The organism is Amycolatopsis melonis (assembly GCF_040064235.1).
GTDB lineage: Bacteria > Actinomycetota > Actinomycetes > Mycobacteriales > Pseudonocardiaceae > Amycolatopsis > Amycolatopsis melonis.
Genome location: NZ_JBDZYD010000008.1, coordinates 96,749 through 114,939, shown reverse-complemented (window position 1 = coordinate 114,939; position 18,191 = coordinate 96,749). Strand labels below are relative to the sequence as shown.

Sequence of the window (18,191 nt, the reverse complement as noted above, 5' to 3'; positions counted from 1 at the left end):
TCCTACCAGGAGAGTTCCTGGCAGCGGCGGGCGCACTGCGGCGCCTCGACCTGCAGGGTCGCGTGCTCGATCGCGTACCGGGAGGCCAGCAGGTTCTGCGCCTCGGTCAGCACGTCCGACTGCTTCGCGGGCGGCGCGAGCGTCAGGTGGGCCGAGGCCACCTCCATGCCCGAGGTGAGCGTCCAGACGTGCAGGTCGTGCACGTCCGCCACGCCCGGCAGCGCCGCCAGCTCGGCGTTGATGGCTCCGACGTCGACGCCCTGTGGCGCGTGCTGGAAGAGGATGCGCAGGGCCCGGCGGGCCAGCGTCCACGTGCGGGGCAGCACGAACAGCCCGATCGCGACGCCGATGATCGGGTCGGCGTAGCGCCAGCCCGTCAGCAGCGTCAGCGCGCCGCTGACCAGCACGCCGACCGAGCCGATCAGGTCGGCCAGCACTTCGAGGTAGGCGCCGCGGACGTTGAGGCTTTCCTTCGCCCCCGAGCGCAGCACGGCGAACGACACGACGTTGGCCACGAGACCGGCCGCGGCGGCCAGCAGCACGGGCAGGCCCGGCACCGCGGGCGGGTCGCCGATCCGGCCGATCGCCTCGACCAGGACGTAGCCGGCGACGCCGAACAGCAGGACGGCGTTGGCGAGCGCGGCCAGCACTTCCGCCCGGTAGAGGCCGAAGGTGCGGCTGACGGTGGGGCTGCTGCGGCGCGCGAGGACGATCGCCGTCAGGGCCATGCCGACCCCGAGGACGTCGGTGAACATGTGCGCGGCGTCGGAGATCAGGGCCAGCGAGCCGGTCGTGAAGCCGACCACGAACTCGAGCACCATGAAGCCGGCGCCGACACCCAGGGCGATGCCCAGGCTGCGCACATACCGGCCCGACGCGCTCGACGGCGCCATCGTGTGCCCGTGGCCGTGTCCGTGCCCCATTCCGCCTCCGTTCCCCGTTCACCAGCCCGGCAAACATATAGTCGGATGCGCATATATGCAACAGAGGGCACCCTAAGTTCACCCACCCGAAAGCTACCCCGGAGGCCGTCGCGGTCCAATCCACCAGGCGGGGTGTCCGCCCAGTGGGACTCGTCACGCTTCGCGGCTACCGCACCAGCCGGAAGAACCCCCGGACCTGCTCGACGAACAGCCCGGGCTGTTCGAGCGCGGCGAAGTGCCCGCCGACGGGCAGCTCCTCGAACCACCGCAGATCGGTGTACCGCTGTTCGGCCTGACGACGCGACGGCCGCACGATCTCCTTCGGGAACACCGAAATCCCGGCCGGAACATCCACAGTGGACAGGTCGGCCTCGGCGTTCTCCCAGTACATCCGCGCCGACGAGGCGGCCGTGGCGGTGAACCAGTAGACGGAGACGGCGTCGAGGATCCGCTGCCGGTCGACGGCGTCCTCGGGGTGCCCCTTGTTGTCGGTCCACGCCCAGAACTTCTCGGCAATCCACGCAGCCTGCCCGGCCGGCGAGTCGGTGAGCCCGTAGCCGAGCGTCTGCGGCCGGGTGCGCTGCTGCGCGGAGTAGCCGGACCCGGTCCGCCGGAACTCTTCGAGATCGTCCAGCGCGCGCCGCTCCGACGGCGTCAGCTCGCCCTCCCCCATCCGCACGAGCGGGAAGTTGACGTGCACCCCGGCCACCCGCCCGGTCCGCGCGAGCGCGTTGGACACGGCAGCACCCCAGTCGCCGCCCTGAGCGCCGTAGCGGTCGTAGCCGAGCGACGTCATCAGCCGGTCCCACAGTTCGGCCACCCGGGAAACTTTCAGCGCGGGCTTGTCACTCCACCCGAACCCGGGCAGCGACGGCGCCACGACGTGGAAGGCGTCGGCGGGATCCCCGCCATGCCCCCGCGGATCAGCCAGCGGCCCGAAGACGTCGAGGAACTCCAGCACGGACCCGGGCCAGCCGTGGGTGAGCACGAGCGGAAGAGCATCGGGTTCCGGTGACCGAAGGTGCACGAAGTGCAGCCCGACCCCGTCGACGGTGGCCCGGAACTGCGGAAAGGCATTCAGCCGCCGCGCGAACCCGAAGTCGTACTCCTCACCCCAGTCCCGGCACAGTTCCCGCACGTAAGCGAGCGGAACGCCCTGAGACCAGTCCCCGACGGTCTCGGCCTCGGGCCACCGCGTCCGCCGCAACCGCTCCCGCAGATCGGCGACATCGGTCTCGTCGAGAGCTACCTGGAACGGCTCGGCCATCTCGGCTCCTTCAGGTGGGGTTCCCAAGCTAGCGACGGTCCGCCGGATCGATCAACTTCCTCCCGTTGACCAGGGGAAACACCGATGGGGGCACCTGCCCGCGGAGGCTGTCGGGGATGCGCTAAGCTTTCGGAGTCGCCCAGCGATGGGCCCTCGTAGCTCAGGGGATAGAGCACTGCCCTCCGGAGGCAGGTGTCGCAGGTTCGAATCCTGCCGAGGGCACGTACAGACCACGTCGACAGGCGGGCTGCCGGTTACTCGAAGACACCTTCAAGGTGTGAGTACCAGCAGCCCGCCTGTTTCGCGTCGGCCCGACCCATGGCCGGTCCGCCCGGCGCAGCCCGATCAGGCTTAGTTTCTCTTCGACGCCGGACGGCGTCGCACTCCCCCGTGATCCAGTTCTCTCGCCTTGTCCGGCCACGTCACACTTGCAGTTCGTACTACGAACCAATATGATTCGTAGTACGAACTTAACTTGATGGAGGATGAACCCATGAGTCGTGGAGTCGTGGTCGTCGGTGGTGGCTACGGAGGCGCGTCGGTCGCGAAGGCGTTGGAGAACGAGGCCGACGTCGTGCTCATCGATCCCCGGGACTCGTTCGTCAACGCGGCGGGATCGCTGCGCGCGGTCACGCAGCCGGACTGGGCGGGCAACATGTTCTTCCCCTTCGACACGCTGCTCACGCGGGGTACGGTGATTCGCGACCGCGCGATCTCGGCCGATCCCGCCGGCGTCACGCTGGCCTCCGGCCGCCGGGTCGAGGCGGACTACCTCGTCCTGGCCACCGGCTCCAGCTACGCCTACCCGGCCAAGCCCACCGCGGATTCCGCCGCCGAGGCGATGGACGACTTCCGCCGGACCCACAAGGAACTGGCCGGCGCCGAGCGGGTGCTGATCCTCGGTGCCGGGCCGGTCGGCCTGGAGCTGGCCGGCGAGATCAAGGAGGTCTGGCCCGGCAAGCGCGTCACCATCGTCGATCCGGCCGAGCGGCTGTTGCCCGCCTTCGCCCCGGAGATGGTCCAGGACCTGCACCGCCAGCTCGGCGAAAGGGGCATCGAGCTACGGCTGGGCGCCGGCCTGACCGCCGCGCCGCCGACCGAGGCCGGGCAGGCGGGCACGTTCACCGTCACGACCACCGGTGGCGCCGAGATCACCGCCGACATCTGGTTCCGTGCCCACGGCGTGCGGGTCAACAGCGACTACCTCTCCGACGGGCGGCTCACCACCCGCACCCCGGCAGGACAGGTGCCCGTGACCGAGACCCTCAACGTCAAGGGGCACGACAACGTCTACGCGGTCGGCGACATCACCGACGTCCCCGAGGCCAAGATGGCCGGCTATGCGATGCAGCACGCCGAAGTCGTGGCGAAGAACATCGCCGCACAGCTGCGCGGCGAGCAGCCGTCGGCCACCTACCGGCCGCTGCCGCACCCGATGATTCTCCTGCCGCTCGGGCCGCGTGGCGGTGTCGGCCAGCTGCCCGCACCGGACGGACCATCCGTCGTGTCGACCGAGACGGTTTCCGCGTACAAGGGCACCGACCTGTTCACCGGCCGCTTCGTCGAGCAGTTCGGTCCCACCGCTGCCTGAAAGGAATTGTCCACCATGGAGTACACACACCTCGGCCGCAGCGGCCTTTCCGTGTCCCGGCTCGTGCTCGGCACCATGAACTTCGGACCGCACACGTCCGAAGAGGACAGTCACGCGATCATGGATCGCGCGCACGAGCACGGCATCAACTTCTTCGACACGGCCAACGTGTACGGCGTGCGGCCGGGCGACGGAGTCACCGAGGAGATCATCGGCCGGTGGTTCGCCACGGGCGGCGCCCGGCGGGAGAAGACCGTGCTGGCCACCAAGCTCTACCTCCCGACAGGAGAGTGGCCGAACGAGTCGTTCCTGTCCGCGCTGAACATCCGGCGCGCGGCCGACGCCTCACTCCGGCGGCTGCGGACCGACCACATCGACCTGTACCAGATGCACCACGTCGACCGGAACACGCCGTGGGAGGAGATCTGGGAGGCGTTCAGCGTTCTTCGCCAGCAAGGAAAGGTGCTCTACTTCGGCTCGTCCAACTTCGCGGGCTGGCACATCGCGCAGGCGCAGGAGGCCGCCCGGTCGCGGCACTTCCTCGGGCTGGTCTCCGAACAGTCGATCTACAACCTGATGGCCCGCTGGGTCGAGCTGGAGGTGCTGCCCGCCGCGCGGCACTACGGGCTCGGCGTGATCCCGTGGTCGCCACTACACGGTGGCGTGCTCGGCGGTGTGCTGCGCAAGCAGAAGGAGGGCGGCGCCGCCCGCGGCAACTCGCCACGCTCGGCCGCCGCGCTCGCCGAACACCGGGAGACCATCGAGGCGTACGAGCAGCTGTGCGCCGACCTCGGTGAGGACCCGGCCCACGTCGGGCTGGCGTGGTTGCTCGCCCAGGACGGCGTGACCGGTCCGATCATCGGCCCACGCACGGTCGCCCAGCTAGACGGCTCGCTGCGCGCACTGACCATCACGCTCGACGAGGACACCCTGACCAGGCTGGACACGCTGTTCCCACCACCCGCGCCGAACGGGACCAAGCCCGCCCCCGAGGCGTACGCCTGGTGATCACGAAAGGCCGGACGTTGTCCGTGCTCTTCGTCCCGCGGGGACGGCGCTCCTGCCGGGCGGTCTCAGCGTTCCCTGAGCTGGGGCCGCCCGGGCGAGAGTGCCCGCGGCGACCACGGTCAGCGCGGCCAGGCCCAGCGCGTACGAGCTGAAAGCGCCGTCCTGGCTTGGTCAACCTTACTCGGTAAGCGGCTGGCTGAAGATCAACAAGTGCCCGTCGGGTGTCCGTACGTTGAAGTCGCGCATCCCGTAGGGCCGGTCAGCCAGTGGCTCGACGATGTCGGCGCCGCGGGCGCGCAGCTCGTCGTGGCAGGAATCGACGTCGTCGACGATAACCGTCACCCTGGCCGGGCTGACGCTGCTTTCGGCGTACAGGTGGAACTCGGCGGTATCGCGGATCACGGCCGCGTAGCTGGGTGGGGTCTCCCAGGTGAATATGGTGTCGAATCCGAGCGTGTCCGTGAAGTACGACCGCGCTGCCTGCACATCTCGGCACGGCAGCACGGGAATCGCCACCCGCATGACCATTTCGTCACCCTACCTGAATTTGGCTCAAGATCGCTGATCTTGGGTAGGGTGCTGGCTGTTGAGCTGCGGTTTCGTCGTGTGAACGGCGAAAATCTGCGCACTGAGCGGCCGGTTCCAGGCTGTCTCTCGTGGCGTATGTGCGCACGGTGAAGACGGCGTCGGGGGCCAGGGCGGTCAGTCCTCGAAGTCGGGCGGTGCCTGCAGGTCGAACGCCCGGAACAACACCGCGTGCTCCACCCCCATGGCCTTGCCGCTCATGGCCGCGAACCGGGGGATGAAGTCCGCCGGGGCCGGGTGGTCCGGGAGGGCCGCCAGGTACGCCGCGTGGGCCTCCAGGGAGGCCACGCCGCGGCGCAGGGGCTCTCCTGTGACGTCCACTCCGTGCGTTGCTTCCTTGATGCCCGGTGTCAGGTACCAGCGCGGCGAGTGGGGTTCGAGGCCCTCGTCGTCGATCTGCTCCGGGAACACCCAGCGGTTGCCCGCGTCGCGTAGTGCGTCGAGCGTGGCCAGGCCTGCCGCGCGGTGGTCGGCCTGGTCGAAACCGTACGGTGTCTCGATTTCGTACGACGGGCCGAACACCACGTCCGGCTTGAAGCGGCGGATCTCGCGGCAGATGTCGCGGCGCAGGTCCAGGCCGTAGACCAGGACGCCGTCCGGGTGCTCCAGGACGGTCAGGTGCTCCACCCCCACCGCGGCGCACGCCGCCCGCTGCTCGGCCACGCGCAGGCGGGCCGTCTCCTCCGGCGGGTTCGGCATGCCCGCCTCGCCCCTGGTGAGCAGCAGGTAGCCGACCTCGATGCCGCGGGCCGTCCAGCGGGCCACCGCCGCCGACGTGCCGTACTCCATGTCGTCGGGGTGGGCGGCCACGCACAGCACGCGGCGGAACGACTCCTCGGGAAGCGCAGGCAGTGTCATGGCTCACATCCTGCATTAGGTCAGGATCTGGCCTGAACGGTGGATAGCGTGCCGGTACCAACGCGAAAGGAACCCGCCATGACCGCCACCCCCGCCGGCTACACCACCGTTGCGCCCTGGGTCGTCACCAAGGACACCGGCGCGCTGCTGGACTTCGTCACCGCCGCCTTCGACGGCGTCGAACTCGGCCGGGTACCGCTCGAGGACGGCAGCATCGGGCACGCCGAAATCCGGATCGGCGACACCGTCGTCCTCGCCTTCGACCAGCACGACGACTGGCCCGAACTGCCGTCGCTGCTGCGTGTCTTCGTGCCCGACGCCGACGTCGCCTACACCGCCGCCATCAAGGCAGGCGCCCGCGAGGTGACCGCGTTGTCCGACAACGCCTTCGGCCAGCGGGGCGGCCGGGTGCGCGACCCGTTCGGCAACATCTGGTGGATCACCGCCATGGTCGAAACCGTGGCGCCGGAAGAGGGCATGCGACGGCTGAACGAGCCCCGGTACCAGGAGCAGATGCGGTTCGCCCAGGAAACCCTGGACGCCGAACTCAGCGGACGGGCACACGGCCGGGCGAGCGCAGTGGCCAACCCCTGACCTCGCAAGCGCTTTCCTGCGGGAGCGGTCTGCACTGAAAGCGTTTTCAGTGCAGACGACCCGCTTGGCCCAGTCGGACGCCCGCCACCCGGTGCTACCGTCGCCTCACCGAAAGATCCCGCCCCGCACAAGGGGTTTCCGGCATCGGTGATTCTTGCCCGCAAGGAGGCGTGCATGGGTTCGTACGGAAGCAGTCACGGCAGGAAAGCGCTTGCAGCAGGCGCCGCACTGGTCACGATCGCGGCGCTGGCCCCGCCGTCGGCGGCCGCGGCCACCACGCTGTACGTGGCCCCCGGCGGCAAGGACTCCGCCGCCGGCACCCTCGCCGACCCGACGACCCTGACGTCGGCGCTCGGCCGCGTCGGCGCCGGTGGCACGATCTCGCTGCGGGGCGGCACCTATTCCTTCAGCCAGACGATCACCATCGCGCCGGGCAACAGCGGGACCTCCAGCGCTCGCAAGACACTGTCGGCGTACGGGAGCGAGAAGCCCGTGCTCAACTTCTCGGCCATGAAGGAGGACCCGGCCAACCGCGGCCTGGCCCTGAACGCGTCGTACTGGCGTGTGGCCGGGATCGTCGTCGAGCGCGCGGGCGACAACGGCATCTTCGTCGGGGGCAGCAACAATGTCATCGAACGCGTGGTGACCCGCTACAACCGCGACTCCGGCCTGCAGATCTCCCGGATGTCCTCCAGCACGCCGAAGGACCAGTGGCCGTCGAACAACCTGGTCGTCAGCTCGGAATCGCACGACAACGCCGATTCCGACGGCGAGGACGCCGACGGTTTCGCGGCGAAACTGACCGCCGGGCCCGGCAACGTGTTCCGCTACGACGTCTCCCACAACAACATCGACGACGGCTGGGACCTCTACACCAAGACCGACACCGGCCCGATCGGCCCGGTGACCATCGAGGACTCCCTCGCCTACGCCAACGGCACCCTGAGCAACGGCACGGTGAACAAGAACGGCGACCGCAACGGCTACAAGCTCGGCGGCGACAAGATCGCGGTGAACCACATCGTCCGGCGGGACATCGCCTACCGCAACGGGCACCACGGGTTCACCTACAACAGCAACCCCGGCTCGATGACCGTCACGGACAACGTCGGCATCGACAACGCCGAGCGCAACTTCTCCTTCGACACCGGGACTTCGGTGTTCCGCAACGACACTTCGTGCCGCTTCGCCAGTGGCGGCTCGAACGACAAGACCGCAGGCAGCGTCGACGGCTCCGACCAGTTCTGGACCGGCAAGAACGGTTCCCGGTGCGCCGCCTACGCGGGCACGCTGAAGTGGTCCTTCGCCTCCGATGGCAGGCTCGTGGTCACTTTCGGCTGACCCCCCGGACCGGGGGGGGGGGGGGGGGGGGGGGGGGGGGGCCCCCCCCCCCCGCGCGGGGGGGGGGGGGGGGGGCCCCCCCCCCCCCCCCCCGGCCGGCTCAGTGCACTTCGCGCAGCAGCACCGCGAACGCGTCGTCCACCGCGCGCCCCAAGGCCGCCGGGTCGCCGTCCGCCGCCGCATGGCCCGCGCGGAAACAGGCCAGTCCCACGTGTGCCGCCAGTGCCGCTTCCGCCGGTACCATTCCGCGCGCTGTCAGGCGGCTCGCCATGGCGTCGGTCAGGTTCAGCAGCTTGCGCTCGCTGCGGTCGTGCAGCTCTTCGTTCTCCGCCACCAGCTTTTCGTGCAGCCGGTACCGCTCCCGGTCCGCCGTCACCGTCCGGCACATCACGTCGACCGCCGCCCTGGCCTCTTCCAGTGCTTCGCGGAACGTCGGCGGCCCCGGTGCCGGCGGCGGTGCCGCGCGGAGGACGTCGAGCAGGTTCTGCTCTTCGACGAACAGGACCTCCTGCTTGTCGCCGAAGTAGCGGAAGAACGTCGTCCGGCCGACCTCCGCGCGCTCGGCGATCTCCGTCACCGTCACGTCCGCGAAGCCCCGTTCGGCGAACAGCTCGAACGCCGCGTCGACGATCGCCTCCTGGACGCGCCGCCTTTTGCGCTCGCGCAGCGGCACCTGCTCGGTCATGGCCGCATCCTAGCGACGCCGGACCAGATCCCGTACGGTACTGAGTACCATTTGGAATCGAGTCCGAGGAGGACGTCGTGCAGACCCTGCTGATGACCGGCGCGAGCCGGGGGCTGGGCCGGATCGCCGCCGAGCGGATCCTCCGCCGCCGTCCGGACGTCCACCTCGTCGTGACCGCGCGCGGCGGGACACTCGCCGACGACCTGCGCGCGAGCACCGGGAACCCGAACGTGACGGCGCTGACCTGCGACCTCACCTCGGCAGCGGCCATCCGCGCCACCGCCGCCGACCTGGCGGATCGGCTCGACAGCGGCGCGCTGCCGCCGTTGCACGGCTTCGCCGGCAATGCCGGGCTGCAGCTGACCAGCCGCGCCTGCGCCACCGCGGACGGCATCGAGCCGACCTTCGCGGTGAACGTCCTGGCCAACTTCCTGCTCGTGCGCCTGCTGTGGGCCCGCTTCACCGCGCCGGGCCGGATCGTGCTGACCGGCAGCGACACCCACTTCGGCGATCTGCGGCACAACCTGGGCATGGTGCCCGCGCCGCGCTGGGAACCGGTCGCGGAGCTGGCCAGCCCGCGTCCCGGCGAACGCACCGCGGCCGACGGCCGCCGGGCCTACTCGACCAGCAAGCTGGCCGTCGTCCACCTCGTGCACGCACTGGCCCGGCGGCTGCCGGAGGGCGTCGACGTCTACACCTTCAACCCCGGCTACGTCCCCGGCACCGGCCTCGTCCGCGACGCCGGTCCCGTCGTGCGGTTCTTCTCGCGAACAGTGATGCACGCACTGATCGCAACACCGTTCGCCATGTCCGCGGCCTCGGCGGGTGAGCTGCTCGCCGAGGCCGTCACCGGTCCGCGCCCGGGCGAGAGCGGCGCGTATGTCGACCGCCGGAGGGTGACGCCGTCGGCCCCGGAGTCCTACGACCTCGACCGCGAAGAGCAGCTGTGGCGAGAGCTGTGCGCGCTCGAACCTGTTGAAATGCTGTGAACCGGACGGATCCGGCACTTCCGGGCTCCCGCCGCACGTTCTGGTGGTAGGAGAACGGAGGGACCATGGGTGCACTAGGGACGCTGCTGGGGTTCGCGCTGAGCCTGTACCTGCTCGTGCTCGTCGCGCGGATGGTGCTGGACTGGGTCGGGATGGTGGCCGACACGCCGCCGTGGGCGCGGCGGGCGCGCAGTCTCGCCTACTCGGCCACCGAGCCGGTGATCGGGCCGGTGCGGCGGGTGGTGCGGCCGGTGCGGATCGGCGGCATTTCGCTCGACCTCGCGTTCACGCTGGTCTTCGTCGGCGTGATCGTGCTGCGCAGCATCGTGTTCGCGCTCTAGCAGTTACAGCGTGCCGCGGAAACCCGCGGACAGCCGGTCGACGCTGCGCTCCAGCTCGGCCCGCAGCCCGCGCAGGTCGACGCCGTCCGGGTCGATCAGCGCCTGCATCGAGATCCCGCGCAGCTGGGCCAGCAGCGCCGAGGCGTAGGAGTCCGGGTCGTGGACGCCGGTGATGGAGCCGTCCGCGACCCCGCTGGCGACGGTCTGGGCGATGGCGAACCGGAACCGGCGGTCGGCCTCGGTCAGCGCGCCGCGCAGGGCCGAGTACTCCGCCGCGCCGTCGCCCCACAGCGCCAGGAACGCCTGGTTGAGCGTCGGCATCGTGCGGATCAGCTCGAAGATGATGTCCAGCAGCGCGCGCAGCATGTCCATCGGCGTCGCGGCCGCCGCCCCGGTCCGCGCGGCGACGGCCTCGCTGTAGGCGTCGGTGAACTCCGCGACGGCGTATTCGATCAGCCGTCGCCCCAGCCCTTCCTTGTCGCCGAAGTGCTGGAAGACCACCGACCGCGCGTACCCGGAGCGGGCGCAGACGGCACCGATCTTCAGCCGTCCGAACCCCTCCTCGGCAATGAGGTGCGCGGCGGCTCCCAGGATGCGCGCTTCGACGATCTCCTCGCCGTCCTCGGGGATCCGGCCTTCGGCGGAGCGGTCCACCGCGTCATGTTAGCGACGGCGCGCGCACCCCACCGGTCAGCGGACGGTGCGGGAACCGTCAGCGGCGGTCAGCACTCTCGGATCCGGCAGTACCCGACCCGAGAGGAACCCCTGATGACCACCAAGACCGTGCTCGTCTCCGGAGCAGGCATCGCCGGCCCGTCCGCCGCCTGGTGGCTGCACCGCGGCGGCTACCGCGTGACCGTCGTCGAAGCCGCGCCCGCCCTGCGGCCCGGTGGCCAGGCCGTCGACTTCCGCGGTGAGCAGGTGAAGCTGCTGGAGGCGATGGGCCTGCTCGCCGACGTCCGCCGGTACGAGACGGCGATGGGCGACCAGACGCTGCTCGGCCTCGACGCGCGGCCCCTGCTGACCGTGCCTGGCGCCGCGTGGAGCGGGGAGGTCGAGATCCTGCGTGGCGACCTCGCGCGGATCCTGTACGAGCACACCGCGGAGCACACCGAGTACGTCTTCGGCGACCGCGTCACCGGCCTCACCGAGACCGCCGACGGCGTCGAAGTCACCTTCCGGCACGGGGCGCCGCGGAAGTTCGACCTGGTCGTCGGCGCCGACGGCGTCCACTCCGGCGTGCGGGCCGCGGCGTTCGGGCCCGAGCGGGACTTCCGCCGCGACCTCGGCTTCGGCATCGCCGGCTACACCGCGCCCAACCACCTCGGGCTCGACCACACCAGCATCATGTACAACGAGCCGGGCCGCGGGCTGACCGTGGGCAGCCACCGGCTGGCGGACCGGCTGCACGTCGGCCTGGTCTTCGCCGCCGACGACGTCGGGTTCCACCGCCGGACCCCCGCCGAGCAGCGCGCCCTGCTCGGGCAGCTGTTCGGGGACACCGGCTGGGAAATGCCGCGGTTGCTCGAAGCGCTGGCCGGGGCCGACGACCTGTACGTCGACGCGATCAGCCAGATCCACCTCGACCGCTGGTCGAAGGGCCGGGTCGTGCTGCTCGGCGACGCCGCCTGGTGCGCCGGGCCGGGCGGGTCCGGCACCGGGCTCGCGATGATGGGCGCCCAGGTACTGGCCGGCGAACTCGCCGCGGCGGGTGGCGATCACGAGACGGCGTTCGCGAAGTACGAGCAGCGGTTGCGCAAACCGGCCACCATCGGGCAGAAGAACGGCAAGGGTTCCGGCAACTTCCTGGCACCCCGGACGGCGGCGAAGATCCGCAGCCGCAACCGCGCCTACCGGATGGTGAGCACTCGGGTGTTCGGCCGGGTCTTCCTCTGGATGACCGACCGCGCGGCCAACGCGCTGGAGTACCGCGAGTACCCCGCGCTCACGGCGGCGTGAGCAGCGCGATCTTCCTTCCTTCGGGTTACTCCGCTGGCGGCCCGGCGTGGCGTGCGTCACTCTTGACACCATGTCAATACGCTGGGCCGCGGACTCCCCGGTCAGGACGGCGCTCGCCGGCCTGACCGTGCTGGCCCTGGGTGTGCTCACCGCGCTGAACGCGCGTTCCCTGCCGGTCCTCGGCGACGGGACGACCTACTCGGCGGAGTTCAGCGAAGCGGCCGGGCTGGCCGAGGGCAACGACGTGCGCGTCGCCGGGGTGAAGGTCGGCCGGGTGTCGGCCGTCCGGCTGCGCGGCGACCACGTGGTCGTCACGTTCAAGGCCAAGGACGCGTGGCTGGGCGACACGACGGGCGCGGCGATCCGGCTGAAGACCGTGCTGGGCCAGAAGTTCCTCGCCCTCGACCCGCAGGGCGAGCACCCCCTGGATCCGGGGCAGCCGATCCCCCGGTCCCGCACCAGCGTTCCCTACGACATCCTCGCGGCGTTCGGCGCACTTTCGTCCACTGTGGACCGGATCGACACCACGCAGCTGGCGAAGAGCTTCGACACTCTTTCGGCGACGCTGGCGAACACGCCGCAGAGCGTCCGCGCCGCGCTGACCGGGCTGTCGCGGCTGTCGGATTCGCTGGCCTCCCGCGACCGGCAGCTCACCGCCCTGCTGGCCAACACACGCACGGTGTCACGGACGCTCGCCGACCGCGACGCCGTGGTGCAGCGGCTTCTGAGCGACGGCAACCGGCTGCTCGCGGAGGTGAGCGACCGCGAGGCCGCGATCGGCTCCCTGCTCGACGGCTCGCGGCGGCTGGCGGCCGAACTGTCCGGGCTGATCGGCGAGAACGAGGCGCAGCTCGGCCCGCTGCTCACCCAGCTCGACCGGCTGACGTCGATGCTGCAGCGCAACCAGGACGCGCTCGCCGCGGGCATCCGGGGACTCGCGCCGCTGGTCCGGTTCGGCACGAACATCGCAGGCAGCGGCCGGTTCATCGACGGCTACCTGTGCGGGCTCATCCTGCCGTCGCTCGGGCCGCTCAACGAGGAAGGCTGCCACGGCTAGGGTCGCCCGGGCCACGGCGGTGCCGGGACGACATGAACGACTCTTTCCTGTCGTCGGAGCGCATGAACGAGTCGTTCATGCGCTCGCGACCGCCAGTCATCCCGCGACGGCGCTCCGCACCACCCGCGCACTCCCCTGTGCGGCCGCGCACAGTACGGCATCGCCGTCTCCGTCCACTGTGTACAGATCACACCGGCAGGTGGCCCCGGACCGCCCGGCCCGCACGACGACGGCGTCCGCCCGCAGGGTCACGCCCGTCGCCGGGCGCAGGTAGTCGATCGTGAAGCCGGCGGTGAGCAGTGCCGGGCCGAGCACGGTGCCCGCCGCGAAGGTCAGCGCGTTGTCGGCGGCGTAGGCCAGCACGCCGCCGTGGAGAAAGCCGTTCTGCTGCTGGAGTTCTTCGCGGATGTCCAGTTCGAGCGTGGCCGCGCCGTCGCCGAAGCCGGTCAGGCGGGCGCCGAGGAGGCGGCTGAACGGCTGGCTTGCCAGCCCTTCGCGGGCTGCTGCGAGATCGAGCATGCATCCTCACTTCACTAGTGAAGCGAGGATGACGCGGAGCCGCCCCTGCTGTCAAGATCGGGGCGTGCCCGAACCCGACCAGCGCCTGTTCTTCCTGCTCCAGCAGGCCGCCCACCGGCTGCGCGTGGCCGCCGACCGCCGCTGCCTCGCCGCGGCCGGGATCACCACCGCCCAGCTCGGCGCGCTCTTCGCCGTCCGCGAAGGCGGGCTGACCCAGCGAGCTCTCGCCGCACGGCTCGGCCAGCGCGAATCGGCGGTGACGGCCATGGTCACCCGGCTGTCCGACGCGGGCCTGCTCTGCAGGCGCGCCCACCCGAGCGAGCACCGCGCGGTGGTCCTGGAGCTGACGCGGGCGGGCGAGGAAGCGCTGGCCCGCGTCACCCCGGAGATCGAAGAGTTCAACGCCCGGCTGCGTGCGGTGCTGGGCGAGGACGGCTTCCGGCACACCGCCGAAGCCGTCGGCCTGCTGGCGAGCCGGGAGTGGTGAGCCGGGAGTGGTGAGCCGCTAGGCGACGATCAGCCGGAACCCCGCGTCCCACTCCGGCAGGTCCAGCAGCTCGGCGTGTTCCGCCGCCCACCGGCCGGACGCCAGGTCGTCCCGCAGCCGCGTCACCCCGCGCTCCACCGCCTCGGGCGCGGTCTGCGCGAGGGCCGAACACGACCGCTGCACCACCGGGTCGAGGTAGGCCTCGGGCCGCCGCCAGTACGCCGGGAACACGCCGTCCGTGAAGTCCCACGGCACCGGCAGCTCGATGACCGAAACCGCGTCCAGTGCGTCCGCGATCTCCGGTGCCGACGGCCGTGACGCCTCCAGCGCGGCGACCTCCGGCACGTACTCGCGCACGAACCAGAAGTCGCTGTGCACCGCGGTGTCGTAGGCCAGCACCACCCGCCGCGACGCCACGCGGCGCAGCTCGGCGAGCCCTTCGCGCCAGCCCGGCCAGTGGTGGACGGTCAGCACCGCCAGCGTCGCGTCGAACGTCGCGTCGGCGAACGGCAGTGCCTCCGCGACCGCCTGCACGACCGGCGCCGCCTCCGGCGACCGCTGCCGGATCATCTCCGCCGACGGCTCGACCGCGACCACCCGCCGCCCCGGCGGCTCGTACGAGCCCGTCCCGGATCCGACGTCGAGCACCGACGACGCGTCACCCAGTGCTTCGAGCACCGGCGTCAGCCACCGCGGATCCGTCCGCCGCCCCTGCGCGTAGCCGACGCCGATCTCGTCGTAGCGCGCCATCAGCGCTCGGACCCGTCGCCGCCGTTCTGCTCGGCGAGGAACCGCTCGAACTGCGAACCGAGCTCCTCCGCCGTGGGCATGTGCTCGACGGTCTCCGCGAGCAGGCTGTCCCGCTCCGAAGCTTCGACGAACGTGTCGTACTGCCGCTCCAGCGCGCGGACGACGTCGGCGACCTCGTCGGACTCCGCGACCTGCCGGTTGATCTCCGCGTCGGCGAGTTCCGCGGCCGCGCGCAGCTCGCCCTCGGCCAGGCTGAGCCCGGTCGCGCGGCTCAGCGCGTCGAGCACGATCAGCGACGCCGCCGGGTACGTCGACTGGGCCAGGTAGTGCGGCACGTGCGCGGCGAAACCCATGGCGTCGTGCCCCCACTCGCCGAGCCGGTACTCCAGCAGCGCCGCCAGGCTGCCCGGCACCTGCAGCCGGTTCGGCAGCGGCTGGTGCTCGCCCACGAGGTCCCGGCGGGTGGCGTGCGCGGTGACGCCGAGCGGGCGCGTGTGCGGCGCGCCCATCGGGATGCCGTGGAACCCGGCCGTCAGCCGGACGCCCCAGCGCTCGATCAGGTTGCGGACGGCCCGGCAGAACCGCTCCCAGTCGTGGTCCGGCTCCGGGCCGGTCAGCAGCAGGAACGGTGTCTCGTCGGTGTCGTGCAGCAGGTGCACCACCAGTTCGGGCGCGTCGTAGTCCTCCCAGTGGTCGACCGCGTAGGTCATCGCCGGCCGCCGTGAGCGGTAGTCGATGAGCCGGTCGACGTCGAAGCGGGCGACCACCCGGTGGTCCCCGCCCAGCAGGTGCTCGGCCAGCAGGCGGCCCGCCGAGCCCGCGTCCATGAACCCCTCGAAGTGGTGCAGCAGCACCGCCCCGGTCAGGTCGGGGACGTCCGAGTCCACCTCGTACAGGTCGTCGGGATCGAGTCCCACCGGATCCTCCTGCTTGCCCCATGGATCGATGCTTCAAGCACAACACACCCCGACGGGGATTCCATTCCTCCGGCGGTGTCACCGATCGTAACGCCCGGCGACGAGCCGCGGCGCGGATCGGCGACGTGACACTTGTCGTGGGCGCGCAAGCCTCCGATCGGGCACGCTTGAACCGTGAACGAACACACCACGGCGGTGCGGCTGCGGCCCCCGGCGCACCGGGTCAGCCGCCGGGCCATCGGGTACTGGACGGCGACCGCCGCGCTCCTCTGGATCGTCCTGATCGGGGTGCAGGCACTGATCGTGGTGACCAGCGACGACCCGCCGGCGTTCTTCGACGTGACGCTGGTGGTCTCGTGCGTGCTCGGCCCGCTGCACCTGCTGGTGATGCCCCAGTGGCGGTACCGCGTGCACCGCTGGGAGGTCACCGGCGAAGCCGTCTACACGCAGTCGGGGTGGCTGAAGCAGGAGTGGCGGATCGCGCCGGTCTCGCGGATCCAGACCGTCGACATCGAGCGGGACCCGCTGGAGCAGCTGTTCGGGCTGGCGAAGATCACGGTGACGACGGCGTCCGCGGCGGGCCCGCTGCGCATCGCCGGCCTGGCGCACGACCGCGCGCTCGCGCTGGCCGGCGAGCTGACGAAGACGACCCAGGCCGTCCGCGGGGACGCGACGTGAGCACCGAAGTCGTGACGCCGCCCGCCGAAGGCACGCAGGACGCGCCGTGGCACCACCTCGACCGGCGCATGCTGCTCATCCGGCCGGTGCTGGACCTGGTGAAGTCGCTGCCGGTGCTGCTGGGCGCGCTGCTGTTCGGCCAGGGCGAGCCGTGGCAGTGGGCGGGTCTCGTGTTCACCGCGATCGCCGTGTGCACCGGCGTCTCGCACGTGCTGACCTCGCGCTACCGGATCACCGGGTCACAGGTCGAGTGGCACACCGGGCTGCTGCTGCGCAAGCAGCGGGCCATCCCGCGCGACCGGATCCGCACGGTCGACGTCACGTCGGAGCCGAAGCACCGGCTGTTCTCCCTCGCCGCCGCGCGGATCGGCACCGGGCGGCACGCGCACGGCCAGGGTCCCGGCAAGGACGAGCTGGTCCTCGACGCCGTCACCGTCGCCGAAGCCCAGCGGCTGCGGACCCTGCTGCTGCACCGCAAGGAGGCCGTAGCGACGGAGACCGCCGCCGTCCCGCCGGAGCAGCTGGTGGCCGCGGTGGAGAAGAAGTGGGTGCGGTACGCGCCGTTCACGCTGTCGGGGCTGGCGGTGGTCGGCGCCGCCGTCGGCACCGTCTACCACTTCGCGCACGAACTGCACTTCGACCCGATCCGGTTCTCGCTGGTCCAGACGGTCGTCGGGCACTTCGCCGACACCCCGGTGTGGCTGAGCCTGGTGCTCGCCGCGGCCGGGCTGCTGGTGCTCGTGTCGGTGCTGTCGATCGCGGGGTACGTGCTCTCGTTCTGGAACTTCCGGCTCACCCGCGAGCCCGCGGGCACCCTGCACGTCCGCCGCGGCCTGATCACGACCCGCTCGGTGTCGATCGAGGAGGACCGCCTGCGTGGCGCGGAAATCCGCGAGCCACTGCCGCTGCGGCTGGCAGGCGGCGCCCGCGTCGTGGCCATCGCCGGCGGCCTCCGCGAGGGCAAGGGCGCGGACAAGAGCGGCAGCCTGCTGCTCCCGCCCGCCCCGGCCGGGCGTGCGCACGAGGTCGTCGCGGAGGTCCTCGGCGAAGACCCGGCCGCGACGCCGCTGGTCCGCCATCCCCGCCGCGCGCTGTACCGGCGGCTGTCCCGTGCCGTGGTGAGCGTGCTCCTGCTCGCCGCGGCGCTGTCGGGCCTGGCGTGGCTCGGCGCCCTGCCGGACTGGCCGTGGCAGGCGGCGCTGGTGCTGCTGCCGTTCGCCGCGCTCGTGGGCTGGGACCGCTACCGCAGCCTCGGGCACGCACGGGCCGGGCGGTACCTGGTGACGCGTTCGGGCTCACTGGACCGCAGCACGGCAGTGGTCCGCTGCGACGGGATGACCGGGATCGTCGTCGAGCGCTCGTACTTCCAGCGGCGGGCCGGGCTGGTGACCGTGACCGCCCCGGTCGCCGCGGGCAAGGGGCGCTACCGGGTGGTCGACATCGGCGAAGCCGACGGGCTCGCGCTGGCCGATCAGGCGGTCCCTGGGCTGCTCACGCCGTTCCTCACCCGGGACTGACGCGCGCATTCGAGTACTACAAGAAAAATCGGATCGGCGTGTTCCGGTGGAATTTCACCGCATGCGGGAATGCCTGGCCTTCGATTCACACACCGTGCTAATTTATTCACCGCGCGTGATAGCGA

At 71.2% G+C, this 18,191-nt stretch carries 20 protein-coding genes and 1 tRNA gene; 12 read left to right on the top strand and 9 right to left on the bottom strand.

What is annotated here, in order from left to right:
• Positions 1 to 2: 2 nt before the first annotated feature.
• Entirely contained in the window at positions 3 to 923 is a 921-nt protein-coding gene (locus ABJI51_RS22195; protein ID WP_348953162.1) for a cation diffusion facilitator family transporter, read from the bottom strand.
• Positions 924 to 1,089: 166 nt separating this feature from the next.
• Positions 1,090 to 2,190: an epoxide hydrolase family protein gene (locus ABJI51_RS22190; protein ID WP_348953161.1), complete on the bottom strand. Its 1,101-nt coding sequence runs from the start codon at positions 2,188 to 2,190 to the stop codon at positions 1,090 to 1,092.
• A gap of 149 nt (positions 2,191 to 2,339) precedes the next feature.
• Between ABJI51_RS22190 and ABJI51_RS22185 the strand changes: the two genes are divergently transcribed.
• The 3 genes from ABJI51_RS22185 to ABJI51_RS22175 all read left to right on the top strand — a co-directional run bounded on the left by ABJI51_RS22185 (position 2,340) and on the right by ABJI51_RS22175 (position 4,789).
• Positions 2,340 to 2,412 (top strand) — tRNA-Arg (locus tag ABJI51_RS22185).
• A 271-nt stretch (positions 2,413 to 2,683) separates the two neighbouring features.
• On the top strand, positions 2,684 to 3,781 hold the full coding sequence (locus ABJI51_RS22180) for an NAD(P)/FAD-dependent oxidoreductase (protein WP_348953160.1): 1,098 nt from the start codon (positions 2,684 to 2,686) through the stop codon (positions 3,779 to 3,781).
• A gap of 15 nt (positions 3,782 to 3,796) precedes the next feature.
• Positions 3,797 to 4,789, top strand: coding sequence for an aldo/keto reductase (locus ABJI51_RS22175; RefSeq protein ID WP_348953159.1), 993 nt, complete (start codon positions 3,797 to 3,799; stop codon positions 4,787 to 4,789).
• Positions 4,790 to 4,966: 177 nt separating this feature from the next.
• Here ABJI51_RS22175 and ABJI51_RS22170 read toward each other — a convergent pair whose 3' ends face one another.
• A complete protein-coding gene (locus ABJI51_RS22170) occupies positions 4,967 to 5,317 on the bottom strand; it encodes a bleomycin resistance protein (RefSeq protein WP_348953157.1) in 351 nt (116 codons plus the stop codon).
• A gap of 174 nt (positions 5,318 to 5,491) precedes the next feature.
• Positions 5,492 to 6,232, bottom strand: a complete 741-nt coding sequence (locus ABJI51_RS22165; protein ID WP_348953156.1) for a PIG-L deacetylase family protein — start codon at positions 6,230 to 6,232, stop codon at positions 5,492 to 5,494.
• 78 nt (positions 6,233 to 6,310) lie between these two features.
• Between ABJI51_RS22165 and ABJI51_RS22160 the strand changes: the two genes are divergently transcribed.
• Positions 6,311 to 6,826 carry a VOC family protein gene (locus ABJI51_RS22160; RefSeq protein WP_348953155.1) on the top strand — a complete coding sequence of 172 codons (516 nt, stop codon included), beginning with the start codon at positions 6,311 to 6,313 and terminating at the stop codon, positions 6,824 to 6,826.
• A gap of 174 nt (positions 6,827 to 7,000) precedes the next feature.
• Positions 7,001 to 8,167: a right-handed parallel beta-helix repeat-containing protein gene (locus ABJI51_RS22155; RefSeq protein WP_348953153.1), complete on the top strand. Its 1,167-nt coding sequence runs from the start codon at positions 7,001 to 7,003 to the stop codon at positions 8,165 to 8,167.
• A 100-nt stretch (positions 8,168 to 8,267) separates the two neighbouring features.
• Here ABJI51_RS22155 and ABJI51_RS22150 read toward each other — a convergent pair whose 3' ends face one another.
• Positions 8,268 to 8,852 (bottom strand): TetR/AcrR family transcriptional regulator, encoded by a 585-nt coding sequence (locus tag ABJI51_RS22150; protein WP_348953152.1) that lies wholly within the window; start codon positions 8,850 to 8,852, stop codon positions 8,268 to 8,270.
• A 77-nt stretch (positions 8,853 to 8,929) separates the two neighbouring features.
• Here ABJI51_RS22150 and ABJI51_RS22145 point away from each other — a divergent pair, with 77 nt between their 5' ends.
• Both ABJI51_RS22145 and ABJI51_RS22140 read left to right on the top strand, forming a co-directional pair.
• Positions 8,930 to 9,841: an SDR family NAD(P)-dependent oxidoreductase gene (locus ABJI51_RS22145; protein WP_348953151.1), complete on the top strand. Its 912-nt coding sequence runs from the start codon at positions 8,930 to 8,932 to the stop codon at positions 9,839 to 9,841.
• A 65-nt stretch (positions 9,842 to 9,906) separates the two neighbouring features.
• A complete protein-coding gene (locus ABJI51_RS22140) occupies positions 9,907 to 10,182 on the top strand; it encodes a YggT family protein (RefSeq protein ID WP_348953150.1) in 276 nt (91 codons plus the stop codon).
• Between the two features lie 3 nt (positions 10,183 to 10,185).
• Here the strand turns inward: ABJI51_RS22140 and ABJI51_RS22135 are convergent, their stop codons facing one another.
• Entirely contained in the window at positions 10,186 to 10,836 is a 651-nt protein-coding gene (locus tag ABJI51_RS22135; protein ID WP_348953149.1) for a TetR/AcrR family transcriptional regulator, read from the bottom strand.
• A gap of 114 nt (positions 10,837 to 10,950) precedes the next feature.
• Here ABJI51_RS22135 and ABJI51_RS22130 point away from each other — a divergent pair, with 114 nt between their 5' ends.
• Together ABJI51_RS22130 and ABJI51_RS22125 are read left to right on the top strand one after the other, a co-directional pair.
• Positions 10,951 to 12,141, top strand: coding sequence for an FAD-dependent monooxygenase (locus ABJI51_RS22130; protein ID WP_348953148.1), 1,191 nt, complete (start codon positions 10,951 to 10,953; stop codon positions 12,139 to 12,141).
• Positions 12,142 to 12,211: 70 nt separating this feature from the next.
• Complete coding sequence (locus ABJI51_RS22125; RefSeq protein ID WP_348953147.1) at positions 12,212 to 13,198, top strand: MCE family protein; 987 nt, start codon at positions 12,212 to 12,214, stop codon at positions 13,196 to 13,198.
• 96 nt (positions 13,199 to 13,294) lie between these two features.
• On the opposite strand, the gene ABJI51_RS22120 is transcribed toward ABJI51_RS22125, so the two are convergent.
• The gene (locus tag ABJI51_RS22120) at positions 13,295 to 13,717 is read right to left on the bottom strand and encodes a PaaI family thioesterase (RefSeq protein ID WP_348953146.1); all 423 of its coding nucleotides are present in this window, start codon (positions 13,715 to 13,717) and stop codon (positions 13,295 to 13,297) included.
• Positions 13,718 to 13,781: 64 nt separating this feature from the next.
• On the opposite strand from ABJI51_RS22120, the gene ABJI51_RS22115 reads away from it, so the two are divergent.
• Positions 13,782 to 14,204, top strand: coding sequence for a MarR family winged helix-turn-helix transcriptional regulator (locus ABJI51_RS22115; RefSeq protein ID WP_348953145.1), 423 nt, complete (start codon positions 13,782 to 13,784; stop codon positions 14,202 to 14,204).
• Between the two features lie 18 nt (positions 14,205 to 14,222).
• On the opposite strand, the gene ABJI51_RS22110 is transcribed toward ABJI51_RS22115, so the two are convergent.
• Both ABJI51_RS22110 and ABJI51_RS22105 read right to left on the bottom strand, forming a co-directional pair.
• Positions 14,223 to 14,954 (bottom strand): class I SAM-dependent methyltransferase, encoded by a 732-nt coding sequence (locus tag ABJI51_RS22110; RefSeq protein ID WP_348953144.1) that lies wholly within the window; start codon positions 14,952 to 14,954, stop codon positions 14,223 to 14,225.
• A complete protein-coding gene (locus tag ABJI51_RS22105; protein ID WP_348953143.1) occupies positions 14,954 to 15,871 on the bottom strand; it encodes a proteasome assembly chaperone family protein in 918 nt (305 codons plus the stop codon). Before ABJI51_RS22105 ends, ABJI51_RS22110 begins: the two co-directional genes overlap by 1 nt.
• 174 nt (positions 15,872 to 16,045) lie before the next feature.
• Between ABJI51_RS22105 and ABJI51_RS22100 the strand changes: the two genes are divergently transcribed.
• Together ABJI51_RS22100 and ABJI51_RS22095 are read left to right on the top strand one after the other, a co-directional pair.
• Positions 16,046 to 16,549: a PH domain-containing protein gene (locus tag ABJI51_RS22100; protein ID WP_348953142.1), complete on the top strand. Its 504-nt coding sequence runs from the start codon at positions 16,046 to 16,048 to the stop codon at positions 16,547 to 16,549.
• Positions 16,546 to 18,066, top strand: a complete 1,521-nt coding sequence (locus ABJI51_RS22095; RefSeq protein ID WP_348953141.1) for a PH domain-containing protein — start codon at positions 16,546 to 16,548, stop codon at positions 18,064 to 18,066. Before ABJI51_RS22100 ends, ABJI51_RS22095 begins: the two co-directional genes overlap by 4 nt.
• The last annotated feature ends 125 nt before the right edge of the window (positions 18,067 to 18,191 follow it).

Excerpts from the sequence above, each read along its gene's own strand:
- ABJI51_RS22195 (WP_348953162.1), bottom strand. The coding sequence starts at position 923 with ATGGGGCACGGACACGGCCACGGGCACACGATGGCGCCGTCGAGCGCG.
- ABJI51_RS22190 (WP_348953161.1), bottom strand. The coding sequence starts at position 2,190 with ATGGCCGAGCCGTTCCAGGTAGCTCTCGACGAGACCGATGTCGCCGAT.
- ABJI51_RS22180 (WP_348953160.1), top strand. The coding sequence starts at position 2,684 with ATGAGTCGTGGAGTCGTGGTCGTCGGTGGTGGCTACGGAGGCGCGTCG.
- ABJI51_RS22175 (WP_348953159.1), top strand. The coding sequence starts at position 3,797 with ATGGAGTACACACACCTCGGCCGCAGCGGCCTTTCCGTGTCCCGGCTC.
- ABJI51_RS22170 (WP_348953157.1), bottom strand. The coding sequence starts at position 5,317 with ATGGTCATGCGGGTGGCGATTCCCGTGCTGCCGTGCCGAGATGTGCAG.
- ABJI51_RS22165 (WP_348953156.1), bottom strand. The coding sequence starts at position 6,232 with ATGACACTGCCTGCGCTTCCCGAGGAGTCGTTCCGCCGCGTGCTGTGC.
- ABJI51_RS22160 (WP_348953155.1), top strand. The coding sequence starts at position 6,311 with ATGACCGCCACCCCCGCCGGCTACACCACCGTTGCGCCCTGGGTCGTC.
- ABJI51_RS22155 (WP_348953153.1), top strand. The coding sequence starts at position 7,001 with ATGGGTTCGTACGGAAGCAGTCACGGCAGGAAAGCGCTTGCAGCAGGC.
- ABJI51_RS22150 (WP_348953152.1), bottom strand. The coding sequence starts at position 8,852 with ATGACCGAGCAGGTGCCGCTGCGCGAGCGCAAAAGGCGGCGCGTCCAG.
- ABJI51_RS22140 (WP_348953150.1), top strand. The coding sequence starts at position 9,907 with ATGGGTGCACTAGGGACGCTGCTGGGGTTCGCGCTGAGCCTGTACCTG.
- ABJI51_RS22130 (WP_348953148.1), top strand. The coding sequence starts at position 10,951 with ATGACCACCAAGACCGTGCTCGTCTCCGGAGCAGGCATCGCCGGCCCG.
- ABJI51_RS22125 (WP_348953147.1), top strand. The coding sequence starts at position 12,212 with ATGTCAATACGCTGGGCCGCGGACTCCCCGGTCAGGACGGCGCTCGCC.
- ABJI51_RS22120 (WP_348953146.1), bottom strand. The coding sequence starts at position 13,717 with ATGCTCGATCTCGCAGCAGCCCGCGAAGGGCTGGCAAGCCAGCCGTTC.
- ABJI51_RS22110 (WP_348953144.1), bottom strand. The coding sequence starts at position 14,954 with ATGGCGCGCTACGACGAGATCGGCGTCGGCTACGCGCAGGGGCGGCGG.